The organism is Psychrobacter piscatorii, from assembly GCF_043641605.1.
Taxonomy (GTDB): Bacteria; Pseudomonadota; Gammaproteobacteria; order Pseudomonadales; family Moraxellaceae; genus Psychrobacter; species Psychrobacter piscatorii_C.
The window spans coordinates 19,931-38,818 of sequence record NZ_JBHZRK010000021.1; the positions used below are offsets into that span (position 1 = coordinate 19,931).

Genomic DNA, 18,888 nt, shown 5'->3' on the forward strand with positions numbered 1-18,888 from the left:
TTTTTATTATTTATCGTAATGCAATGCTATTAGAACGGATATTGACGTGGTTCGTTTTGCATTGATATCCAATGCGTTCTGGTAAACTCTTCTAGTACCCACTCACCGTTGAAACGACCGATACCTGAGTTTTTCTCACCACCGAACGGCGTATTACTTTCGTCGTTCACTGAGATATCATTGATATGGGTCATACCTGCTCTGATACCACGAGCAAAACGCAGACCTTTTTGCATATCAGCAGTGAATACGGCACTAGATAGGCCATACATAGAGTCATTGGCGATTGATAATGCATCGTCTTCGTCTTTGGCACGAATGATACCAACCAATGGTCCAAACACTTCATTACATGATAGATCCATCTCGCGAGTGACTTCAGTAAAGACATGAGGCGGTACGACTTGGCCTTCAATCTCACCGCTGAGTATCATTTTTGCGCCTTCTTCCTGCGCTTTAGCGATTTTATCTTTAAGCGATTTGACCTGTTTTTCATTGATGATTGGACCAACAGCAGTATCTTGCTTGCTTGGGTCACCGACATTTAATGTTCTGACGTGTGCCAAGAAACGCTCTACGAAATCATCATATATCTCATCTTCTACGATAACTCTGTTAATCGCGATACAGATTTGGCCTTGATGCAAGAATTTACCAAAGGCAGCCGCTTTCACCGCTTGCTCGATATCAGCATCTTTTAATACCACAAATGGACTATTACCACCCAGCTCAAGCGCCACTTGCTTGATATACTCACCGCCGTTCGCAAGCTCGCCGATGTGTTTACCCACTGAGGTTGAGCCTGTAAATGATACTAAACTTGGCGCCTTGTGCTCGACGATGGCGTCGCCTATCTCACTACCTGAGCCGACCACAACATTTAGCAAACCTTTTGGCAAACCCGCTTCTTCAAATACTTTAGCTAACAGTAAACCGCCCGTTACTGGTGTGTCGCTCGCAGGCTTGAGCACAACAGCATTACCAAGTGCTAATGCTGGTGCAATAGAGCGCTGGGTTAAATGTAGCGGAAAGTTCCATGGGCTAATGACTGCTACCACCCCGATTGGCTCGCGATAAATGAAGTTTTCTTTGCCAGGAGTGTTCGATGGGCGAATTTCACCATGGACACGGTTAGGGAATGTCGCTGCTTCAAGGGTAATCGCACGTGTCGCACTAAATTCAACCATCGCTTTGATACGTGTACTGCCTGATTCTTTAATCAGCCAGTCAACGATTTCGTCCTGGCGCTGATCTAAGATACTGACCACTTTGTACATAATAGCTGCACGCTCAGCTGGGGTCGTTTTCGCCCATTCGGCTTGAGCTTGGCTAGCAGCGTCGTATGCTTCATTTAGTTGATCTTTAGTCGCTTGCTGAATCTCTACAAGCGTATCGCCATTGTAGGGATTAGTGTTGGTATTAATGCTATCATCTTTACCTTTTTGCCATTCACCGCCGATGAATTGCAAATGAAAATCGCTATAGGCGTTACTGTTATTATCGTTGGTTGACATAATTATCCTCATGTTTGCTTTATTGTATAAAAATTTATTTTCAGTACTCTGAACAAAATAGTTGGAGCTGTCCTGTAGGTGGGAGATTCATAGTTATAGTTAATCATGAATTGAAGCGAAAACTTTATGGTAACTGATAAGAACAAAACCTACCTTGATAGACGACTGGTCTAATGCTACCATAGCTATTAATAAAACAAGACTATTTTTTCAGCCAATATTGTTGATAAAACGTAACACATATAAATATATATCATTAGAATATGCCATCAACATGACGCTTAAATGAAACCTGACAACCCTATTACTATGACTATCAAGGGAGAGAATTCTATTTATGTCTAATATCACAGACACTAGCACCACACCCGATACTAAAGCTCATTTACTTGCCACTGGTTACCAATTAATAGCCAAAAAAGGCTTTACCGCTGTCGGCCTCAAACAAATCTTAGACACAGCTGGCGTGCCTAAAGGCTCTTTTTATCATTACTTTGCCTCAAAAGAAGCGTTTGGCGAGGCCATTATCAATCATTACTTCAGCTTATATAAAGCTCGTCTTGATATCATCGACGCACAAAACGTGAGCGCCCAACAAAAGCTATATGATTACTTCCAAAACTGGTACGACACCCAGCAGAACGGTTGTGATCACGAGAGATGCTTAGTGGTTAAACTAAGCGCAGAAGTGGCTGATATGTCAGAAACTATGCGTAAAGCGCTTGATAGGGGCTATCAGCAGACAACCATGTGGCTCGCCGAGCAGATCAAGGCAGGATGGATGGACGGGTCTGTACCTCGTCACGATAATATATCAGCTGAGAGTATGGCCAAACGCTGGTATTTCGCGTGGCTTGGTGCCAGCCTAATGGCTAAGATCAGTCAAACAAATACGCCTCTAGCTGAGATCTGGCAAATGACGACGACTCAAATGGGACGTTGATAACAAACAGTAATGTTCTTGATATTGCAGCCCCCTAAATTGGGGGCTTATGTTTGCGTTCACACCTCATATTGTTATTTAGAAACCCAATGCTTGATAAAAACGTTATATGAGAGTTTTGTAATCATTTATAAATAATTGCTAGACGACTGGTCTAATTGGTGTACAATGCGCATCAAGTTTTAAAGCAAATGCAAAATAAGCATTGCTTACCACTCATTGTTTAACGTCAACATATTTGACGGAACCATTTTTACCAATATTAGGAATTTTATGAATAACTTTCAATACTACAATCCAGTTCGCATCGTTTTTGGTGAAGGTCAAATCGAGCAATTATCAGACCTAGTCCCTACTGATGCACGCGTTCTTATTACTTACGGTGGTGGTTCAGCACAGCGTACCGGTACTTTGGATGAAGTAAAAACTGCATTAGCGGCAAGCGGTAACCGTACTGTATTTGAATTTGGTGGTATCGAGGCTAACCCAGAGTTCACTACACTATTAAAAGCAGCCGACATGGTGAATGAGCACAACATCGACTTCTTGTTAGCAGTTGGCGGTGGTTCTGTGATTGACGGCAGCAAATTTGTCGCACTAGTTTCTTCATTAACTGAAGAAGACGGTACTGTCTCACGTGACCAAGCTTGGGACGCGCTAACTGGCTATTGCAAAAACATCGATTCTGCTATCGACCTAGGTGCGGTATTGACCATCCCAGCAACGGGTTCTGAGATGAACTCAGGCGGCGTGATTAACTATAGCGAACGTCAAGCAAAACTACCGTTTGGTAACCCACTGGCTTTCCCTAAATTCTCAATCCTAGATCCAGTCAAAACGCTTACACTACCTGAACGTCAGGTTATGAATGGTGTTGCTGATGCATTTGTCCATGTAATGGAACAGTATCTTACTTATCCAGTCAATGCTAAAGTTCAAGATGCCTTTGCTGAAAGCTTGCTTAAAATCCTTATTGATGAAGGTCTAGTCGTTAAGCAAGATCCAGACAATCTAGAAACACGTAAGAATATTATGTGGACAGCGACGATGGCATTGAATGGTCTGATCGGTACTGGTGTACCGCAAGACTGGACAACTCACATGGTTGGTCATGAGCTCACATCACTACACGCCATCGATCATGCCCGTACGTTGACCATCGTGTTGCCATCAGTCATGCGTGAGCTAAAAGAAAGCAAAAAAGAAAAACTGCTGCAGTATGCACATAACGTATGGAACATCACTGATACTGACCAAGACGACGATGCCATCATCGAAACGGCCATTGTCTATACTGAAAACTTCTTCCGCGAGCTTGGCTTGCCAGTGAGTCTAGAAGACGTCGATTTGACTGAGTCAGCGATTGATCCAATCATCAAGCAACTTGATGCACATAACATGGTCAAACTTGGTGAGCACGGCAAAAACGACTTAGACGTCTCACGTCGTATCTTACAGCGTGCTGTGACTAGCAAAGCGTCTTAATAAGCGATATAGCAAGAACTGTCAGAAGAATTATAAGAAAAATCGCGACAGTAACAATAACTACATATCGTTATGCTATTTATAGTAGCTATTCAGTTCAATGCTGAGTAGTTACTACATCTAATACCTCTATAATAATGACAATGAATAAATATAAAGGAGTCCTACCATGAGCTTCGACAAACAACAGAATCAACAAACCAACCGTCAAATCAAACTTGCCAGCCGCCCGAACGGTGAACCAACCGCTGACAACTTTGATATGGCAACTAGCGACATTCCTACACCAAACGATAACGAGATGTTATTACGCACGGTATATCTGTCATTAGACCCATACATGCGTGGACGTATGAGCGATGCCAAAAGCTACGCTGACCCGTTAGCAGTCGGTGACGTCATCATGGGCGGCACAGTTGCTCAAGTCGTTGAGTCTAATATCGATAAATTTGCTGTTGGTGATTTGGTGGTATCAAATTCCGGCTGGCAGGACTACAGCGTCAGTGATGGCGAGGGTGTGCTTAAGCTTGATAAAAACATGGCGAACCCTTCTTACGGTTTAGGCGTATTAGGTATGCCCGGCTTCACCGGTTACATGGGTCTAACCGATATCGGCAAACCACAAAAAGGCGAAACCTTAGTTGTCGCCGCAGCCACTGGACCTGTTGGCGCTACGGTTGGTCAAGTGGGTAATCAATATGGTCTGCGCACCGTTGGTGTAGCAGGCGGTAAAGAAAAATGCGACTTCGCGGTCAACGAGCTTGGCTTTGATGTCTGTATCGACCACAGAGCTGATGATTTCGCTGAGCAATTAAAAGCAGCGTGCCCAGATGGTATCGATATCTATTACGAAAACGTCGGTGGGCATGTGTTTGATGCGGTCATGCCTTTACTGAATGCTCATGCTCGCATTCCTGTCTGTGGCCTTGTTGCCCAGTACAATGCGACCGAACTTCCTGAAGGTAAAGATCGTTTGAGTGTATTGACCGGCCTTATCTTAAGCCGCCGCCTCACCATTAAAGGCTTCATTATCTTTGAAGAGTATGGCGACCATTTCCCAGAGTTCTTAGAAACCATGAGCAAATGGGTAGAATCAGGTGATGTCAAAACCAAAGAATACATCGCTGATGGTTTAGACAATGCACCAAAAGCCTTTGTCGGTATGTTAAACGGTGATAACTTTGGTAAAACAGTGGTTAAGGTCTCTGACGTTCAATAACTGATGTTAGGTAAGTTTTGTTAAGCAATAAGCGATAGGTAACGATTTTTTATTAATAACCACTTAACAACACAACTCGCTAAGATCACTACTGAAAGTTACGTCCGAAGCAGGAATAATATTAGCGGTCACGACTTATATTGATAATTTTTTAGTTATTTGGCTCGCCATTTGAATGAATCCTCTATCAATAAAAACGTGGCTGTTAATGATTTACTTTACTCACATATAAACAATAAATAAGGATAATTATGAATATTTTAATGGTACTAACCTCACACGACCGCCTAGGCGATACTGGTAAGAAGACAGGATTTTGGCTAGAAGAATTTGCAGCTCCTTACTATGCGTTTCTTGATGCAGGTGCCAATGTCACTTTAGCCTCTCCTGCTGGTGGTCAGCCACCACTAGACCCTAGTAGTGATACTGAAGACACGCAAACCAAAGATACCAAGCGTTTTAAAGACGACAAAGATGCGCAAGAGCACTTGGCTAATACCAAAAAACTTGCTGATATGAAAGTAGAAGATTTTGATTCAGTCTTCTACCCTGGTGGTCATGGTCCATTGTGGGACTTGGCAGTAGATAAGAACTCTATCGAATTGATCGAGAATTTCGTTAAGCAAGATAAGCCTGTTGCTTTTGTTTGTCATGCACCTGCTGCGCTTAAAAACGTCAAAGTGGATGGCGAGTACTTAGTAAAAGGTAAAACCGTTACTGGCTTTACTAACTCAGAAGAAGAAGCTGCTGGCTTAACAGACGTGGTGCCTTTCTTAGTAGAAGATGCCTTGAAAGCCAATGGCGGGAATTATGAAAAAGCCGCTGATTGGGAAGAGTTTGTGGTTGAAGATGGTTTATTAATCACAGGTCAAAACCCAGCGTCATCAGAAGAAGCGGCTAAGCGTTTGATTAGCAAGCTCAAAGGTTAATATCATGATTCGCTTACATCATCTTAATCAATCTCGCTCGTTGCGTACGCTGTGGCTCTTAGAAGAGCTAGGCGTGCCTTATGAAGTGGTCAGTCATCAGCGTGATGCCAAGACTCATTTGGCACCAAATTCATTGAAGGCAGTTCACCCGCTCGGTAAATCTCCGGTTATCGAGATGGATAGACAGATTTACGCTGAGTCCGGTGCGATTACCGAGTTATTGATTGAACGATTTGCGCCAGAGCGTCTACGTCCTGCTACAGATAGCTCGGACTATGGATACTATCTACAGTGGATTGACTTTGCAGAAAGTTCGCTGATGTTGCCATTAATGCTTGAGCTATTTACCAAAAAAGCAGGCATTGATGATAATGAGTTTTTGAACGGCTATATCGATACAGAAAAAACCAGATTGTTTGAATATCTGGATGCTTCGGTTGAAGGTAAGTCGTTTATTGTCGGTGATAAGCTAAGTGGTGCTGACTTTATGTTGTCATTTGACTTAATCGTTCTTGCTAAGCGTCAAAAACTCGATGCTTACCCGAATATTAGACAATATGCTGAAGCACTTGCCAGTCTCGATAGCTATCAGCGCGCTATGCAGCTAGAGGCTAAGTACGATCAATCTGTTTAGCATTTCATCATAACTGACAGACTCATTTTCTGATACACAAAAACAGCTCTGTATAGAGCTGTTTTTTATGCGTGCTTTATTTTATGCTTGCATGAATAGCCATCGCATTATAGTCATCAATGTCATGTGAGAGCATTAAGCTATAGAGCAACCAAACAAATTGCTGAGCACCATCCGTGAATTACGCGTCGATGACAAAAGCACGATAAAAGTTATGATAAAATCCTTTCTGAATTTTTTGGGTTATCTTTCAGATACCATCAGTGAGTTGACTGGCTTTTCACGCTATAAATACCAACTGCACTGACCTGACTCTCCGTCTGGCATCTGTCCTATGTCACTCTATTTCCTTATACAGATTGTGGTACGCCCATGAGTAACGAATACCAGTTTAAGCCCCACGAACAGCCAATAATGGTGGGCTCTCCAGCCAATCCTGACCATCCGGCACGCCGTAAAGTATTTTATTTGCTTATTGGGATTTTTGTGGGTCTCACAGCCAGCTTCCAAAATGGTCTACTTGTCGCTAACCTGACGCAAATTCAGGGTCAACTGGGTTTAACGCCAGCTGAAGGTGGTTGGATATCGGTCAGTTATAATATGACCAATGCCTGTATCACCGTTTTACTGTACAAAATTCGTCAGCAATTTGGCATGTCGCTTTTTAGCAAAATCACTCTGTCATTTTTGTTAGCCGCCACCAGTCTACAGTGGCTGATCAGTAGTCACTTGTTAGACACACCTAATATTAGCATTGAGCCCTATTATTTAGAGATTGTCGCTAGGGGTCTTAGTGGTATGGTGGCAAGTGGTATGACCGTATTGGGCTTATTTTATTGTCTGCAAGGTATGCCAACCGTCAAACGTACTAGTGGCCTCATATTGGGTTTTGGTCTGGTACAGTTTGGTATTCCATTATCACGTGTCATCTCGCCCTACCTCGCCATCGACGGTCAGCTTGAAAACTTATTTTTATTTCAATTTGGTCTGGCGCTGATTTGTTTTGGGCTGATCAATATATTAGAGCTACCACCAGGGAATACAGAAAAAGTATTTGAGAAATTGGATTTTGTAAGCTTTGGTTTTTTTGCTAGTGGTCTGGCTGCATTGGCTGTCGTTTTAGTACAAGGTAGGATTTTATGGTGGACGACACCTTGGCTCGTCTATCCACTGATGATTGCTATCGTCGGGATTAGCATCGCGTTATGGATTGAGACACATCGCAAAAATCCGATGCTACAAGTGCGCTGGATGCGTAGCCGCAATATTATTGCCTTTATGGTGACGGGCGCTGTCATGCGGATTTTGCTATCTGAGCAAAACGTCGGCGCGGCAGGCTTGCTCGCCAACCTTGGCTACGGTAACGATCAGCTGGTTACTTTTTATGCTGTTATTATAGCCGCCAGTGCACTGGCTTTGATTATTAGTATTTTTAGTACCAACGCGATGGATTTGCGCCGACCTGTTATTTTTGCAGTGGCATTGATTGCCTTAGGGTCTTGGATGGATGTTGGTGTGTCTATTAATTCAGCACCCTATATGTTTTATCTTAGCCAGTTTTTGATTGCCTTTGCCGCGGTGTATTTCATGGGGCCTTTGGTTTTTGAAGGGTTTTTGCGGGCTATTGGCAGTGGTCCTGCGTATATTATCAGTTTTTCAGTGATTTTTGGTATCTCCCAAACGGTTGGCGGACTGGCAGGTGCGGCCGCCATTCAGGCATTTACAACCATTCGTACACAAATGCATTATGCAGATATGGTCAGCTCATTGAATTTGGGCGATCCTGCATTTAGCGCTCAGGTGGCAGGTACTCGTAACATGCTGTCGAATCAGACCACTGACGCGGCCCAAGCAAATATCGGTGCAGTTAGCCAAGTACTGCAAGGCATTCAGCGCCAAGCAACGGTCGCAGCGTACAGCGATCTGTTTTTTCTGATGGCTTGTCTTGCTACTGCCGTTACGATTATTTTGCTGCTCAATTATCTTTATAACCGTTACCACAAGCGCAATCCACTGGCCAAAGAGCTCGCTGTCATCGCCAAGATGCGCGAAACAAAATAATTCAACTTATTATATTAGTGATTTTTTATCATATTCATTTATAGTCAGAATATTCAGATATTTGCTTATTAACATTTAGGAGCATGTCATGAGCCAAGAAAAACCAAATGAGCTTAATAAAATACCTCAGACGTCAACTGATGCTCCAGCAACAGACACACGTACAGAGTCTGCTACGGCTCCAGCAGAGACCGCTGCAAGCGCTACGCAAAAGAAAACGGATACATCCGAGATACAAGCAGCTGCTGATACGCCTGATACCTTGCGTGAGGATAACTCCGTAGAAGACTCTATGGAAAATCAAGACGATAATAATGAAACACCTATGCCGCCAAAAGAGCCGATCTCAAACACGGCTGGCTGGTCTCCCAAGAAGAAATCCTACCTAAATTTAGGATTATTGATTGTGTTGATTGTCATTGGTGTGGCTTTGATTTTATATGCTTGGAAGCTCCCACCATTCACTCCTACAGTGCAACAAACCAATAACGCCTTTGTCAAAGGTCAAACCACTATTATCAGCCCGCAAGTCTCCGGCTATGTCACCGAAGTGGCGGTGCAGGATTTTGCTGATGTAAAAGCGGGCGATCTACTGATAAAAATAGATGATCGAACGTTTCAGCAGCAACTTGAACAAGCAGAAGCCAATACTGAAGTGGCGATCACCAGTCGCTCTACCAATGATCAAGATACGCAATCCAGTCAAGCACAAATCGAAGCACGAAAAGCAGACTTATATAGTGCCAAAATCAATGTCGAGAGCGCTCGTGAAGACGTCAATCGCTATCAAGGCTTAGATGCTATCGGTGCGGTATCAAAAGCAGAAGTGGCTCATATCAAGGCGCAACTTGCTCAAGCACAGGCAAGTGTGCAACAGGCTGAAGCCAATTTACAAGCCGCGCAACAAAACCGCGCCAAAACCAGTGGCACCCAACCCTCGCTAGATGCAAATATCAAAAGTGCTGAGGCAGGTGTAAAGCAAGCACAAATTAATCTCGATAATACGATCATCACAGCACCTGAGTCCGGTCAGCTGAGCCAAGTCAGTGTCAAAGAAGGCCAGTACGTTAGCGCGGGCACCCAGCTCATGTATATCGTACCAAAAGGTATTTGGATTATTGCAAACTTTAAGGAAACCCAAATAGCCAGTATGGCAATTGGGGAACCAGCTACTATTCATGTGGATGCGCTTGGCGGTGCCAAATTTACTGGTCATGTGAGCAACATCTCACCAGCAACTGGCAGTGAGTTTAGTGCAGGTGCCGCCAATCCTGCGACAGGTAACTATATAAAAATTGCTCAGCGCATCCCAGTACGTATCGACTTAGATCCGAATCAACCTGAGCTTGCACGCTTGCGTCCTGGCATGTCCGTCTCTGTGGATGTCGATACCAATGCTAAATAGTGCAAATCACTGATATAAAAAAGCCACTCTACATACCCTTATTTGAGCATGTAGAGTGGCTTTTTTATATTTTCCAATACTATGGATTTTAGACTTATTTAAACACTATGGTAGTAAACGCTTGGTCGTCCAGCTTTCAGCGCTTTGACTATCATCATTATCTTGCGTATATACAATGCGGTCATGCATACGATTGGCGCGACCTTGCCAAAACTCAATTTTTTCAACCGTAATCTCATACCCACCCCAAAACGCTGGTGTTGGTACGCTAGTACCATCTGCATATTCTGCTTGTAGTTGCTCGAATGTTTGCTCCATCACCTCACGATTGGCGACTTCACCACTTTGCGGTTGACTGACCCAAGCACCTATCTGGCTATCATGTGGACGTTTTTGAAAATAGGCAGCGGATTTTTCAGCATCAATTTTAGCAATAGGTCCGCTGATACGAACTTGGCGCTCAAGCTCATGCCAAAAAAACAGCGCTTCAGCATTAGGATTTTCTACAACATCCTGTCCTTTTGCGCTGTCATAGTTGGTATAAAAAACAATACCTGTATCCGTAATTTCACGTAGTAACACAATACGGACGCTAGGTTTGTTGTCTACACCGCAGGTCGCCAAACTCATAGCATAAGGTTCTTGCACTTTTTGCGCTATTGCCTCATCCATCCAAGCCTTAAATAGCTTGAATGGTGATGCTGGTATTGACTGTTGATCAAGCTCGCCTTTTTCATATGAAAGGCGTTGGTCGGTAAAGTCCATGCTCATGGTCATTCCTTATTATAAAATTATGACATTTCAACATTGTTATCTTGAGTGCTAAGCTTTGAATACTAAGTTTCGAATGTTAAGTTTTGAATACTATTAGCCTAATACTGACTTGATAAGGTCAGCCAAATCATTTGCCATTACATCACACTCTATCTCATCATCAGATTCAACCATGACTCGAATCATAGGCTCTGTACCTGACTGGCGAATAAGAAGACGACCACGACCTTCTAAAGTCGTCTCTGCTTTGTCAAAAGCGGCGACCAGTTCTTCATGCTTGTATGGGTCTTGCATTTGAGACAAGCGTACATTGACCAGCTTCTGTGGTAGTACGTCAAACCCTTCGATCAGCTCACTCAGTGCACGTCCTTGCGCTTGCATCACAGCCAATACTTGCAATCCTGCTATGATCGCATCGCCTGTACGGCTTTTGTCTAGGCACAGAATATGCCCAGACGGCTCACCGCCTAGTATCCAACCATTGGCTTCGAGGTCTTGCATGACATAGCGGTCGCCTACTTTTGCACGAGTAAAATCAATCTCTGCCGCCTTTAGTGCCAACTCTAATCCCATATTACTCATGAGCGTACCAACGACGCCTTTCGCTTTGGTAAGTCCTTGGGTCGCGAGCACATATAAGATACCGTCGCCATCAACCAGCTTACCTGTCTCATCAACCATCACAATGCGATCGCCATCACCATCTAATGCGATACCAACATCTGCTTCATGCTCAAGCACCGCTTTTTGCAGACCTTCAGGATGAGTAGAGCCACATTCAGCATTGATATTGATGCCGTCTGGAGTGTTATTGATAGCGATAACGTTAGCACCAAGCTCACGCATGACTCTAGGTGCGACGCTATAGCCTGCACCATTGGCACAATCAACCACGACGGTCAGATGACTAAGATCATACTGATATGGGAAGCTGCCTTTGCAAAACTCAATGTATCGACCTTTTGCATCGTCAATCCGGCGGTTTTTGCCTAGGTTTGCAGGGTCAAGGATAGGCATCGTGGCATTGTTGTTATTAGCGTCACTCATGATTGCCGTTAATCTATCATTGATAGCTACCTGCATCTCATCACTGATTTTTTTGCCACTACCTGAAAAGAACTTGATGCCGTTATCATAGTAAGGGTTATGTGACGCTGAAATAACCACGCCCGCATCGGCATTAAAACTGCGAGTCAAATGTGCAATCGCTGGTGTTGGCAATGGACCAAGCATATAAACATCAACGCCAGCCGCGTTAAAACCTGCTTGCAGAGCACCTTCAATGACATAACCTGAGAGACGCGTATCTTTACCGATGACCACACTTGGTTTGCGCGTAGAGTTTTCGTTGGCTTCTATGAGCACCTGTCCAGTTACGTAACCCAGTTTTAAAATAAAGTCAGGGGTAATAGGCAATTCACCAAATTTTCCACGGATACCATCAGTGCCAAAGTAACTCATTATGTATGTTCCTCAAGTCTAAAAATAAAAGGCCAAGCGTATACGCAGGCAATACTGCTATTGTAATAATATGCTTTTATATTCTACAAAAAAAACAGCCAACAATAACAGAGCATTGTTGGCTGTTTGTATCTTAACGTCACTACAGCTCTGCAACTGAGCCAGTTCTCAAACAGTGCAAAGCTATAAAATACCGATTAGTTTACACGGTAGTTCGGCGCTTCTTTCGTGATCTGTACATCATGAACATGCGACTCTTTCATGCCTGCTGATGTGACTTTGATAAACTGTGGGTTGGTGCGCATATCTTCGATAGTCGCAGAGCCTGTATAGCCCATTGATGAGCGTAAGCCACCAACCAATTGGTTGACAATACCAGCGACAGGTCCTTTATAAGGAACGCGGCCTTCAATACCTTCTGGTACGAGCTTCTCTACGCCATCTTTGGCATCTTGGAAATAACGATCCGATGAGCCGTTTGAACCTGACATCGCACCCAGACTACCCATACCGCGGTAAGCTTTGTAATAACGACCTTGGAACAGCTCAACTTCACCTGGTGCCTCTTCCGTACCAGCCATTAGTGAGCCTACCATGATGCACGATGCACCTGCCGCAATCGCTTTTGCCATATCACCTGAGTAGCGGATACCGCCGTCAGCGATCAATGGGATACTGTCTTTTAATGCACTAGCAACATTATCAATAGCTGATATTTGTGGTACACCGATACCGGCAATGATACGTGTGGTACAGATAGATCCAGGGCCGATACCAACTTTTACCGCATCAGCGCCAGCATCACGTAGTGCAAGTGCCGCTTCACCTGTGGCGATGTTGCCACCGATAACTTGAACATGTGGATAGTTTTTCTTGATCCAAGAAACTTTATCAATCACGCCTTTTGAGTGACCATGCGCCGTATCCACTACGATCACATCAACATCAGCAGCGATTAATGCTTCGACGCGTGCTTGCGTGTCTGCACCTGTACCAACCGCTGCACCGACACGCAGACGACCTTTCTCGTCTTTACACGCATTTGGATTGTTTTCGGCTTTGGCAAAATCATTGACCGTAATTAAGCCACGTAAGCGGAAGTTGTCGTCAATAACGATGACTTTTTCGATGCGATGCTCATGCAGCAATCTTTTGATATTCTCGTTGCTCTCACCTTCATGTACGGTGACCAACTGCTCTTTTGGTGTCATGATCTGACTAACTGGCAATGACAAGTTGGTCTCAAAACGCCAATCTCTGTGCGTAACGATACCTACTACGTTATCTGTGCCCTTTTCGACCACAGGTACGCCTGAGATATTATTATCTTGCGTCAAGCGTAGCAATTCACCAATCGTCATCTCTGGGTGTACAGTAATTGGGTCAACAACCGTACCCGCTTCAAATTTTTTGACGCGTCGTACTTGTGTTGCTTGCTTTTCGATATCCATACTCTTGTGCAAGATACCCATGCCGCCAAGCTGTGCCATAGTAATGGCCATCTCAGACTCGGTTACTGTATCCATAGCCGCAGAAATCAGCGGAAGGTTTAGCGTGATGTTTTTGGTCAAACGGGTAGACAGATCGGCAGTTTTTGGCAGAACTTCAGAATAGGCTGGCAATAATAAAACGTCATCAAAGGTTAAGGCTTCATCGACAATTCGCAACATACAGACCCCTAGTGGTGGTTATTTTGATGGGTAGGAGCTCAGAGTTAGGCATATCAATCATTGCAACTGCATACACAGTGCTGACTCATGGCTAATCACTCAGTTATCCTATAAAAATAACGCCACATTATAACAAATAAGCGCCTCTCTGACATACTATATTTGTCAGATTATTTTACACAAATACGTCTTTATCGATAATAAACATACACTATATGTTTAATGACGCTTTTTTACAGCGAATAGCTCTCTCTGAGGGTTAAGGGTTTTCTGTTAACGTAAAACGCTCTGTCGGCAAGTACTTGTTTTGCTGCTGATGCAAGTAGCCAAGCATCTGCTCACGCACTTCGCAAGCAAGTGTCCATGCTTCTATTGGACCTACTGCTGAAACAGCACCGCGCAGCTGAATGGTGTTTTCTGTCACTTCAACGACAAATATTTCGGGTTCAGTTTCATTGTCCCAAAGCTCATTATTTTTAGTTACTGATATAAACTGCTGGCGAATGGCATCAATATCTGCACCATAGTCGATGTATAAAAACACAGGACAGGTCTGGTGCACTTCGGTATGAGACCAGTTCTCAACTTTTTCGGTAATCAACTCACGCATCGGCACGATTAGTCGGCGTTCATCCCATGTTTTGAGTACGGCATAAGTGTAACGCAAATCTTCCACAGTACTGAAATTGCCATCCATTATCACGCTATCGCCAATCCGTACAGGCTGCGTCACTGCCACCTGCACCCCAGCAATGATGTTACCCAATATGGGCTGAGCGGCGATACCAATGACCACGCCAGCAATACCAGCTGAAGTCAGTAAGGTTTTGCCAAGACCTTCCATGTTGGCAAACTCACTCAGTCCTATCCAGATACTACCCAATATCATGACAAAAATGAAAACGCGGCGGAATATCGACACATAAGTGCGACGACGGCGCACTTTATCAAAATGCTCCTCTCCTAGGTTTTCAATCTGCATGTCTTGGTAACGGTTGGCAAAGAAATTGATGGCACGAATGCCTAGCCACATCGCACTGAATACCAACCCCGTCCAAATCAGCGGGCGTGTTGATGAAGCCACTGCATCTAGATAAGGAAAACCACCAGAGACTAAGGTAAAAACGAGCGAAAAACTGATAGTAAAGGTTAGTGGCACGGTCAGTTTGCTGACCAAATCTGCCACACCATTGGCACTGCTAGCAGAGATGTTGTATTTTTCATTATCAACATAACGGCTGATGAGTTTTTCCGTGCTTTTACTTAATATCCAACCGACGCCCATGGTAAATAAGAAAAACAGGATGAGCGCTGAAAACTCCCATAAGGCAATACCAAAAAACTGGAATTTCAACCAAGTAGGTAAATAACGCTCAAACTCTGATGGATGATATTGTTTATATAAGTTTTCAATATTACCCACTGTCTGCGCAGAGAACATCCAAACTGGCGCCTGATCACCTACCCTTACCCGCTCCAAATAAATAGGAACACGGCGTTCTCGGTACTCGATATAACCCAGCTGGATAGAGCGTCTAGGAATACCCATAACACTACTATCGTTACCCAGTGGTGGTTCGATCAGACCATCAGGACGATCGGGCATATCATCAAATACGTACAGCTCTTTTTCAGATAGTAAAAAATCAAGCTGCTTGGTCAAATCAAGCGAACGGGTACGCTGGTTTTGCTCATCAATCAGATTCATATTGAGTGCATAAGCGGCCAAATCATACTGCTGCTTCATCACCGCAGATTGAAAAAACTCCAAAGTCGCAAGCGGCGTCGCCAAATTTGGTGGCTCAGCTAATGGTGGTAACCCGACATTGAGTTTATTGAGTAAGTAATAATTCTCGCTATACTCCCCTGTCAGTCCCACATCACCTTGCAACGTCCCTGCTTGCTGTACCGCGCTACGCTCAGTGGGATCAAATATCTCTTCAGTAATACCAGAGACGCTAATATTTTCGTCTTTGATTGTATTTATTTGTTGGATAGCGTACTCAGCCAAATTTTCAGGTTTGCTAGCGACTTGTGAGCGGCCTTCCTCATTTGAGACTTGCTCATTTGCCGCACTGGCGGGTACATAGATAGCGCTAATGGCTATAATAAGAAACCCTAAAACCACCTGCAGTGCATTGTAGCGGAAATTATTACGCTCTACATCGCGGCGGTGACCACCGTCAATATCCATTGCTATGCCACGATCATCAGCATTATTATTTTTAAGAGTATTCATATTTTCAAAGCCACTGGTCTACAAAAGGAACGGATATAAAAAGTGCATTCGGTATGCTTTAACCTAAAGCACTCTGCAAAAAAAAGCCAGCGTGAGCTGACTTAATTTATTAGCATGCGTATGTAATCTGATGCACAGCGTCTGTATATCTATGCACGGCGCCATGTTGTACCAGCGCGACTGTCTTCAAGCTCAATACCAGCCTCTTTTAGCTGTTCACGTATTTCATCAGCACGCGCAAAGTTTTTGTTGGTTTTAGCATCTGCACGCTCGATGATTAATCCATCAATAGCCGCATCAGTCAAACCATCTTCAGCGTCCTCACCGATCACCGCTTGCAAAAACTGCTGCACGGGTTGCTGTAAGATGTTCAATACCTGTGCCAGTGCTTTTAATTGCTGTGCAAGCTGCCATGCTGTATCGACTTCTTCCGCTTTGATGGCTTTATTGATATCGCGCGCCAGACCAAATAGGACACTAATCGCCGTTGAGCTATTGAAGTCATCATTCATGGCTTTGATAAAGTCTTGTCCAACAGCCGTGCTATAGGCGTCTGTCATGATGCGATCATCGATTGTGAGTGTTTGCCCTTTTTGCTGCTCAGCCACTTTTAATGCATTGTACAATCTGCTTAGGCTATTATGCGCTTCATTCAAGGCACTATCAGAGAAATTGACTTGGCTACGGTAATGGCTGGACAATAAGAAAAAGCGCACGGTTTCGGGCAGATATTTTGCTATGACATCGCGAATGGTTGAAAAGTTAGCCAACGACTTGGACATTTTTTCGCCATCAACATTGATAAACCCAACATGCATCCAATTACGCGCGTACTCACAACCCGTCGCCGCTTCGGACTGGGCAATTTCGTTCTCATGATGCGGGAACTGCAAGTCGTGACCGCCGCCATGAATATCAAAGGTATTGCCCAAGCACTTGGTAGACATGGCCGAGCATTCAATATGCCAACCCGGACGCCCCTGCCCCCAAGGTGAGGCCCACTGCGGCTCATCAGGTTTCGCCGCTTTCCAGAGCACAAAGTCAAATGGATTACGCTTATCATTTTCGACATCAACACGTGAACCTGCCTGCATCTCATCAAGATTGCGCTTCGACAGTTTGCCATAATCCGCAAAACTATCGACAGCATAGTAAACATCGCCATTGTCGCCTGCATAGGCATAGTCACCTGTGACCAGCGTCTCGATCATGGTTTGCATATCATCAATATGGTCGGTCGCGCGCGGCTCAGCATCAGGCGCCAAACAGCCAAGGGCTGCAAAATCCTCATGCATCGCTGTAATAAAGCGCTGGGTCAACGCCCCAATCTCTTCGCCATTCTCGGCAGCGCGCGCAATAATTTTGTCATCAATATCAGTGATATTACGCACGTAATTGACGTCATAACCCAATTGCGTGAGCCAACGTACCACCATATCAAACCCAATCATCATTCGAGCGTGCCCGATATGACAGTAATCATAGACAGTCATGCCACACACGTACATACCCACTTTCCCTGCTTTGAGTGGTTCAAACGGACGTTTGCCGCCAGTCAGTGAGTCATAAATAGCAAGTTGAGACATCGCATCTGCAAGTGGTGTGGTCATAATAAAAGAGCCTTTTAGCATAAATAAAATAAATAGATTGAAAATATCAGCCGCAGCAAGTAAGCAAGTCGTACCGATGATATGATTATAATTTTAACGTAACCCATTATCTTAGCGAAAACAGGCGTAAAATACTACAATGAGCAGGCAACTACCACCATTCAATCATAAAAACCGTTAAGGATATAAAGATGGGCAATCGATTAAGCAAAATATACACGCGTACTGGAGATGATGGCAGCACTGGTATGGCTGATGGCAGCCGACTCAGTAAAGCTGACAATCTGTTCGGTGTCATGGGTGATATCGACGAGCTCAACTCACACATTGGACTGGTGCGTGCTCAACTACAAAGAAACAAAGGCCAATCGATTAGTAAGGATTTTTCTCAAGCCTTAGTTATTATTCAGCATCTATTGTTCAATATCGGCGGTGAGCTTGCCATGCCAGAATATGAGGGCGTCAATGCCACTCATATCGAGTGGCTAGAGCAACAAATCGATATGATGAATACCACGCTGCCACCACTAAAAGACTTTATTTTACCCACAGGTTCTGTACTGGTGAGCCAGTTGCATGTCGCACGTAGTGTGTGTCGCCGAGCTGAGCGCCAAGCTGTATTATTGCAGGAGCAACGCCCAGCAGCCATACGCCGCACTGCCATCAGCTTTATCAATCGCCTATCTGATTGGTTATTTGTCGCCGCGCGCTTTTGTACGGATCCCGAACAAGTCTCTGAAGTACTATGGGACAGTCAAGTCTTGCAAAACTTCGCTGACAATCGCTAGTGAATCAAACCTAATCTTGCTAGCACCCTTTAAACCAGGTTAATTTTTCGATTATAAAAAACCCCGCAGCACTCATGTTTGAACTGCCCCCCAAAACTTGGACGGTTTAGTTTACCCCAAGGACTGAGTTCTGTATTGCACAGGACTCAGTCCTTT

14 protein-coding genes are annotated in these 18,888 nt (G+C 44.2%); 8 read left to right on the plus strand and 6 right to left on the minus strand.

Annotation, left to right across the window (positions count from 1 at the left end; genetic code table 11):
* Positions 1-29: 29 nt before the first annotated feature.
* Complete coding sequence (locus ACHUET_RS14195) at positions 30-1,514, minus strand: aldehyde dehydrogenase family protein (RefSeq protein WP_394213731.1); 1,485 nt, start codon at positions 1,512-1,514, stop codon at positions 30-32.
* Between the two features lie 337 nt (positions 1,515-1,851).
* Here ACHUET_RS14195 and ACHUET_RS14200 point away from each other — a divergent pair, with 337 nt between their 5' ends.
* From ACHUET_RS14200 to ACHUET_RS14230, 7 genes are all read left to right on the plus strand, one after another.
* A complete protein-coding gene (locus ACHUET_RS14200) occupies positions 1,852-2,457 on the plus strand; it encodes a TetR/AcrR family transcriptional regulator (protein WP_238038969.1) in 606 nt (201 codons plus the stop codon).
* A gap of 273 nt (positions 2,458-2,730) precedes the next feature.
* Positions 2,731-3,942: an iron-containing alcohol dehydrogenase gene (locus ACHUET_RS14205; RefSeq protein ID WP_394213732.1), complete on the plus strand. Its 1,212-nt coding sequence runs from the start codon at positions 2,731-2,733 to the stop codon at positions 3,940-3,942.
* Positions 3,943-4,111: 169 nt separating this feature from the next.
* Complete coding sequence (locus ACHUET_RS14210) at positions 4,112-5,161, plus strand: NADP-dependent oxidoreductase (RefSeq protein WP_394213733.1); 1,050 nt, start codon at positions 4,112-4,114, stop codon at positions 5,159-5,161.
* Positions 5,162-5,412: 251 nt separating this feature from the next.
* Positions 5,413-6,090: a type 1 glutamine amidotransferase domain-containing protein gene (locus tag ACHUET_RS14215; protein ID WP_394213734.1), complete on the plus strand. Its 678-nt coding sequence runs from the start codon at positions 5,413-5,415 to the stop codon at positions 6,088-6,090.
* A gap of 4 nt (positions 6,091-6,094) precedes the next feature.
* On the plus strand, positions 6,095-6,724 hold the full coding sequence (locus ACHUET_RS14220; protein WP_394213735.1) for a glutathione S-transferase family protein: 630 nt from the start codon (positions 6,095-6,097) through the stop codon (positions 6,722-6,724).
* Positions 6,725-7,096: 372 nt separating this feature from the next.
* Positions 7,097-8,785: an efflux MFS transporter permease gene (locus ACHUET_RS14225; protein WP_394213736.1), complete on the plus strand. Its 1,689-nt coding sequence runs from the start codon at positions 7,097-7,099 to the stop codon at positions 8,783-8,785.
* 88 nt (positions 8,786-8,873) lie between these two features.
* Positions 8,874-10,190, plus strand: coding sequence for an HlyD family secretion protein (locus tag ACHUET_RS14230; RefSeq protein WP_394213737.1), 1,317 nt, complete (start codon positions 8,874-8,876; stop codon positions 10,188-10,190).
* Positions 10,191-10,295: 105 nt separating this feature from the next.
* Here ACHUET_RS14230 and pdxH read toward each other — a convergent pair whose 3' ends face one another.
* The 5 genes from pdxH to cysS form a co-directional block, all read right to left on the minus strand.
* A complete protein-coding gene (pdxH, locus tag ACHUET_RS14235; RefSeq protein WP_394213742.1) occupies positions 10,296-10,955 on the minus strand; it encodes a pyridoxamine 5'-phosphate oxidase in 660 nt (219 codons plus the stop codon).
* 102 nt (positions 10,956-11,057) lie between these two features.
* Positions 11,058-12,425 carry a phosphoglucosamine mutase gene (gene glmM, locus ACHUET_RS14240; RefSeq protein ID WP_394213738.1) on the minus strand — a complete coding sequence of 456 codons (1,368 nt, stop codon included), beginning with the start codon at positions 12,423-12,425 and terminating at the stop codon, positions 11,058-11,060.
* Between the two features lie 197 nt (positions 12,426-12,622).
* Positions 12,623-14,095 (minus strand): IMP dehydrogenase, encoded by a 1,473-nt coding sequence (guaB, locus tag ACHUET_RS14245; protein WP_058024512.1) that lies wholly within the window; start codon positions 14,093-14,095, stop codon positions 12,623-12,625.
* A gap of 259 nt (positions 14,096-14,354) precedes the next feature.
* A complete protein-coding gene (locus tag ACHUET_RS14250; protein WP_394213739.1) occupies positions 14,355-16,334 on the minus strand; it encodes a mechanosensitive ion channel family protein in 1,980 nt (659 codons plus the stop codon).
* Positions 16,335-16,483: 149 nt separating this feature from the next.
* A complete protein-coding gene (cysS, locus tag ACHUET_RS14255) occupies positions 16,484-17,944 on the minus strand; it encodes a cysteine--tRNA ligase (protein ID WP_394213740.1) in 1,461 nt (486 codons plus the stop codon).
* A 191-nt stretch (positions 17,945-18,135) separates the two neighbouring features.
* Here cysS and ACHUET_RS14260 point away from each other — a divergent pair, with 191 nt between their 5' ends.
* Positions 18,136-18,732, plus strand: coding sequence for a cob(I)yrinic acid a,c-diamide adenosyltransferase (locus tag ACHUET_RS14260; RefSeq protein ID WP_071001732.1), 597 nt, complete (start codon positions 18,136-18,138; stop codon positions 18,730-18,732).
* Positions 18,733-18,888 lie beyond the last annotated feature (156 nt).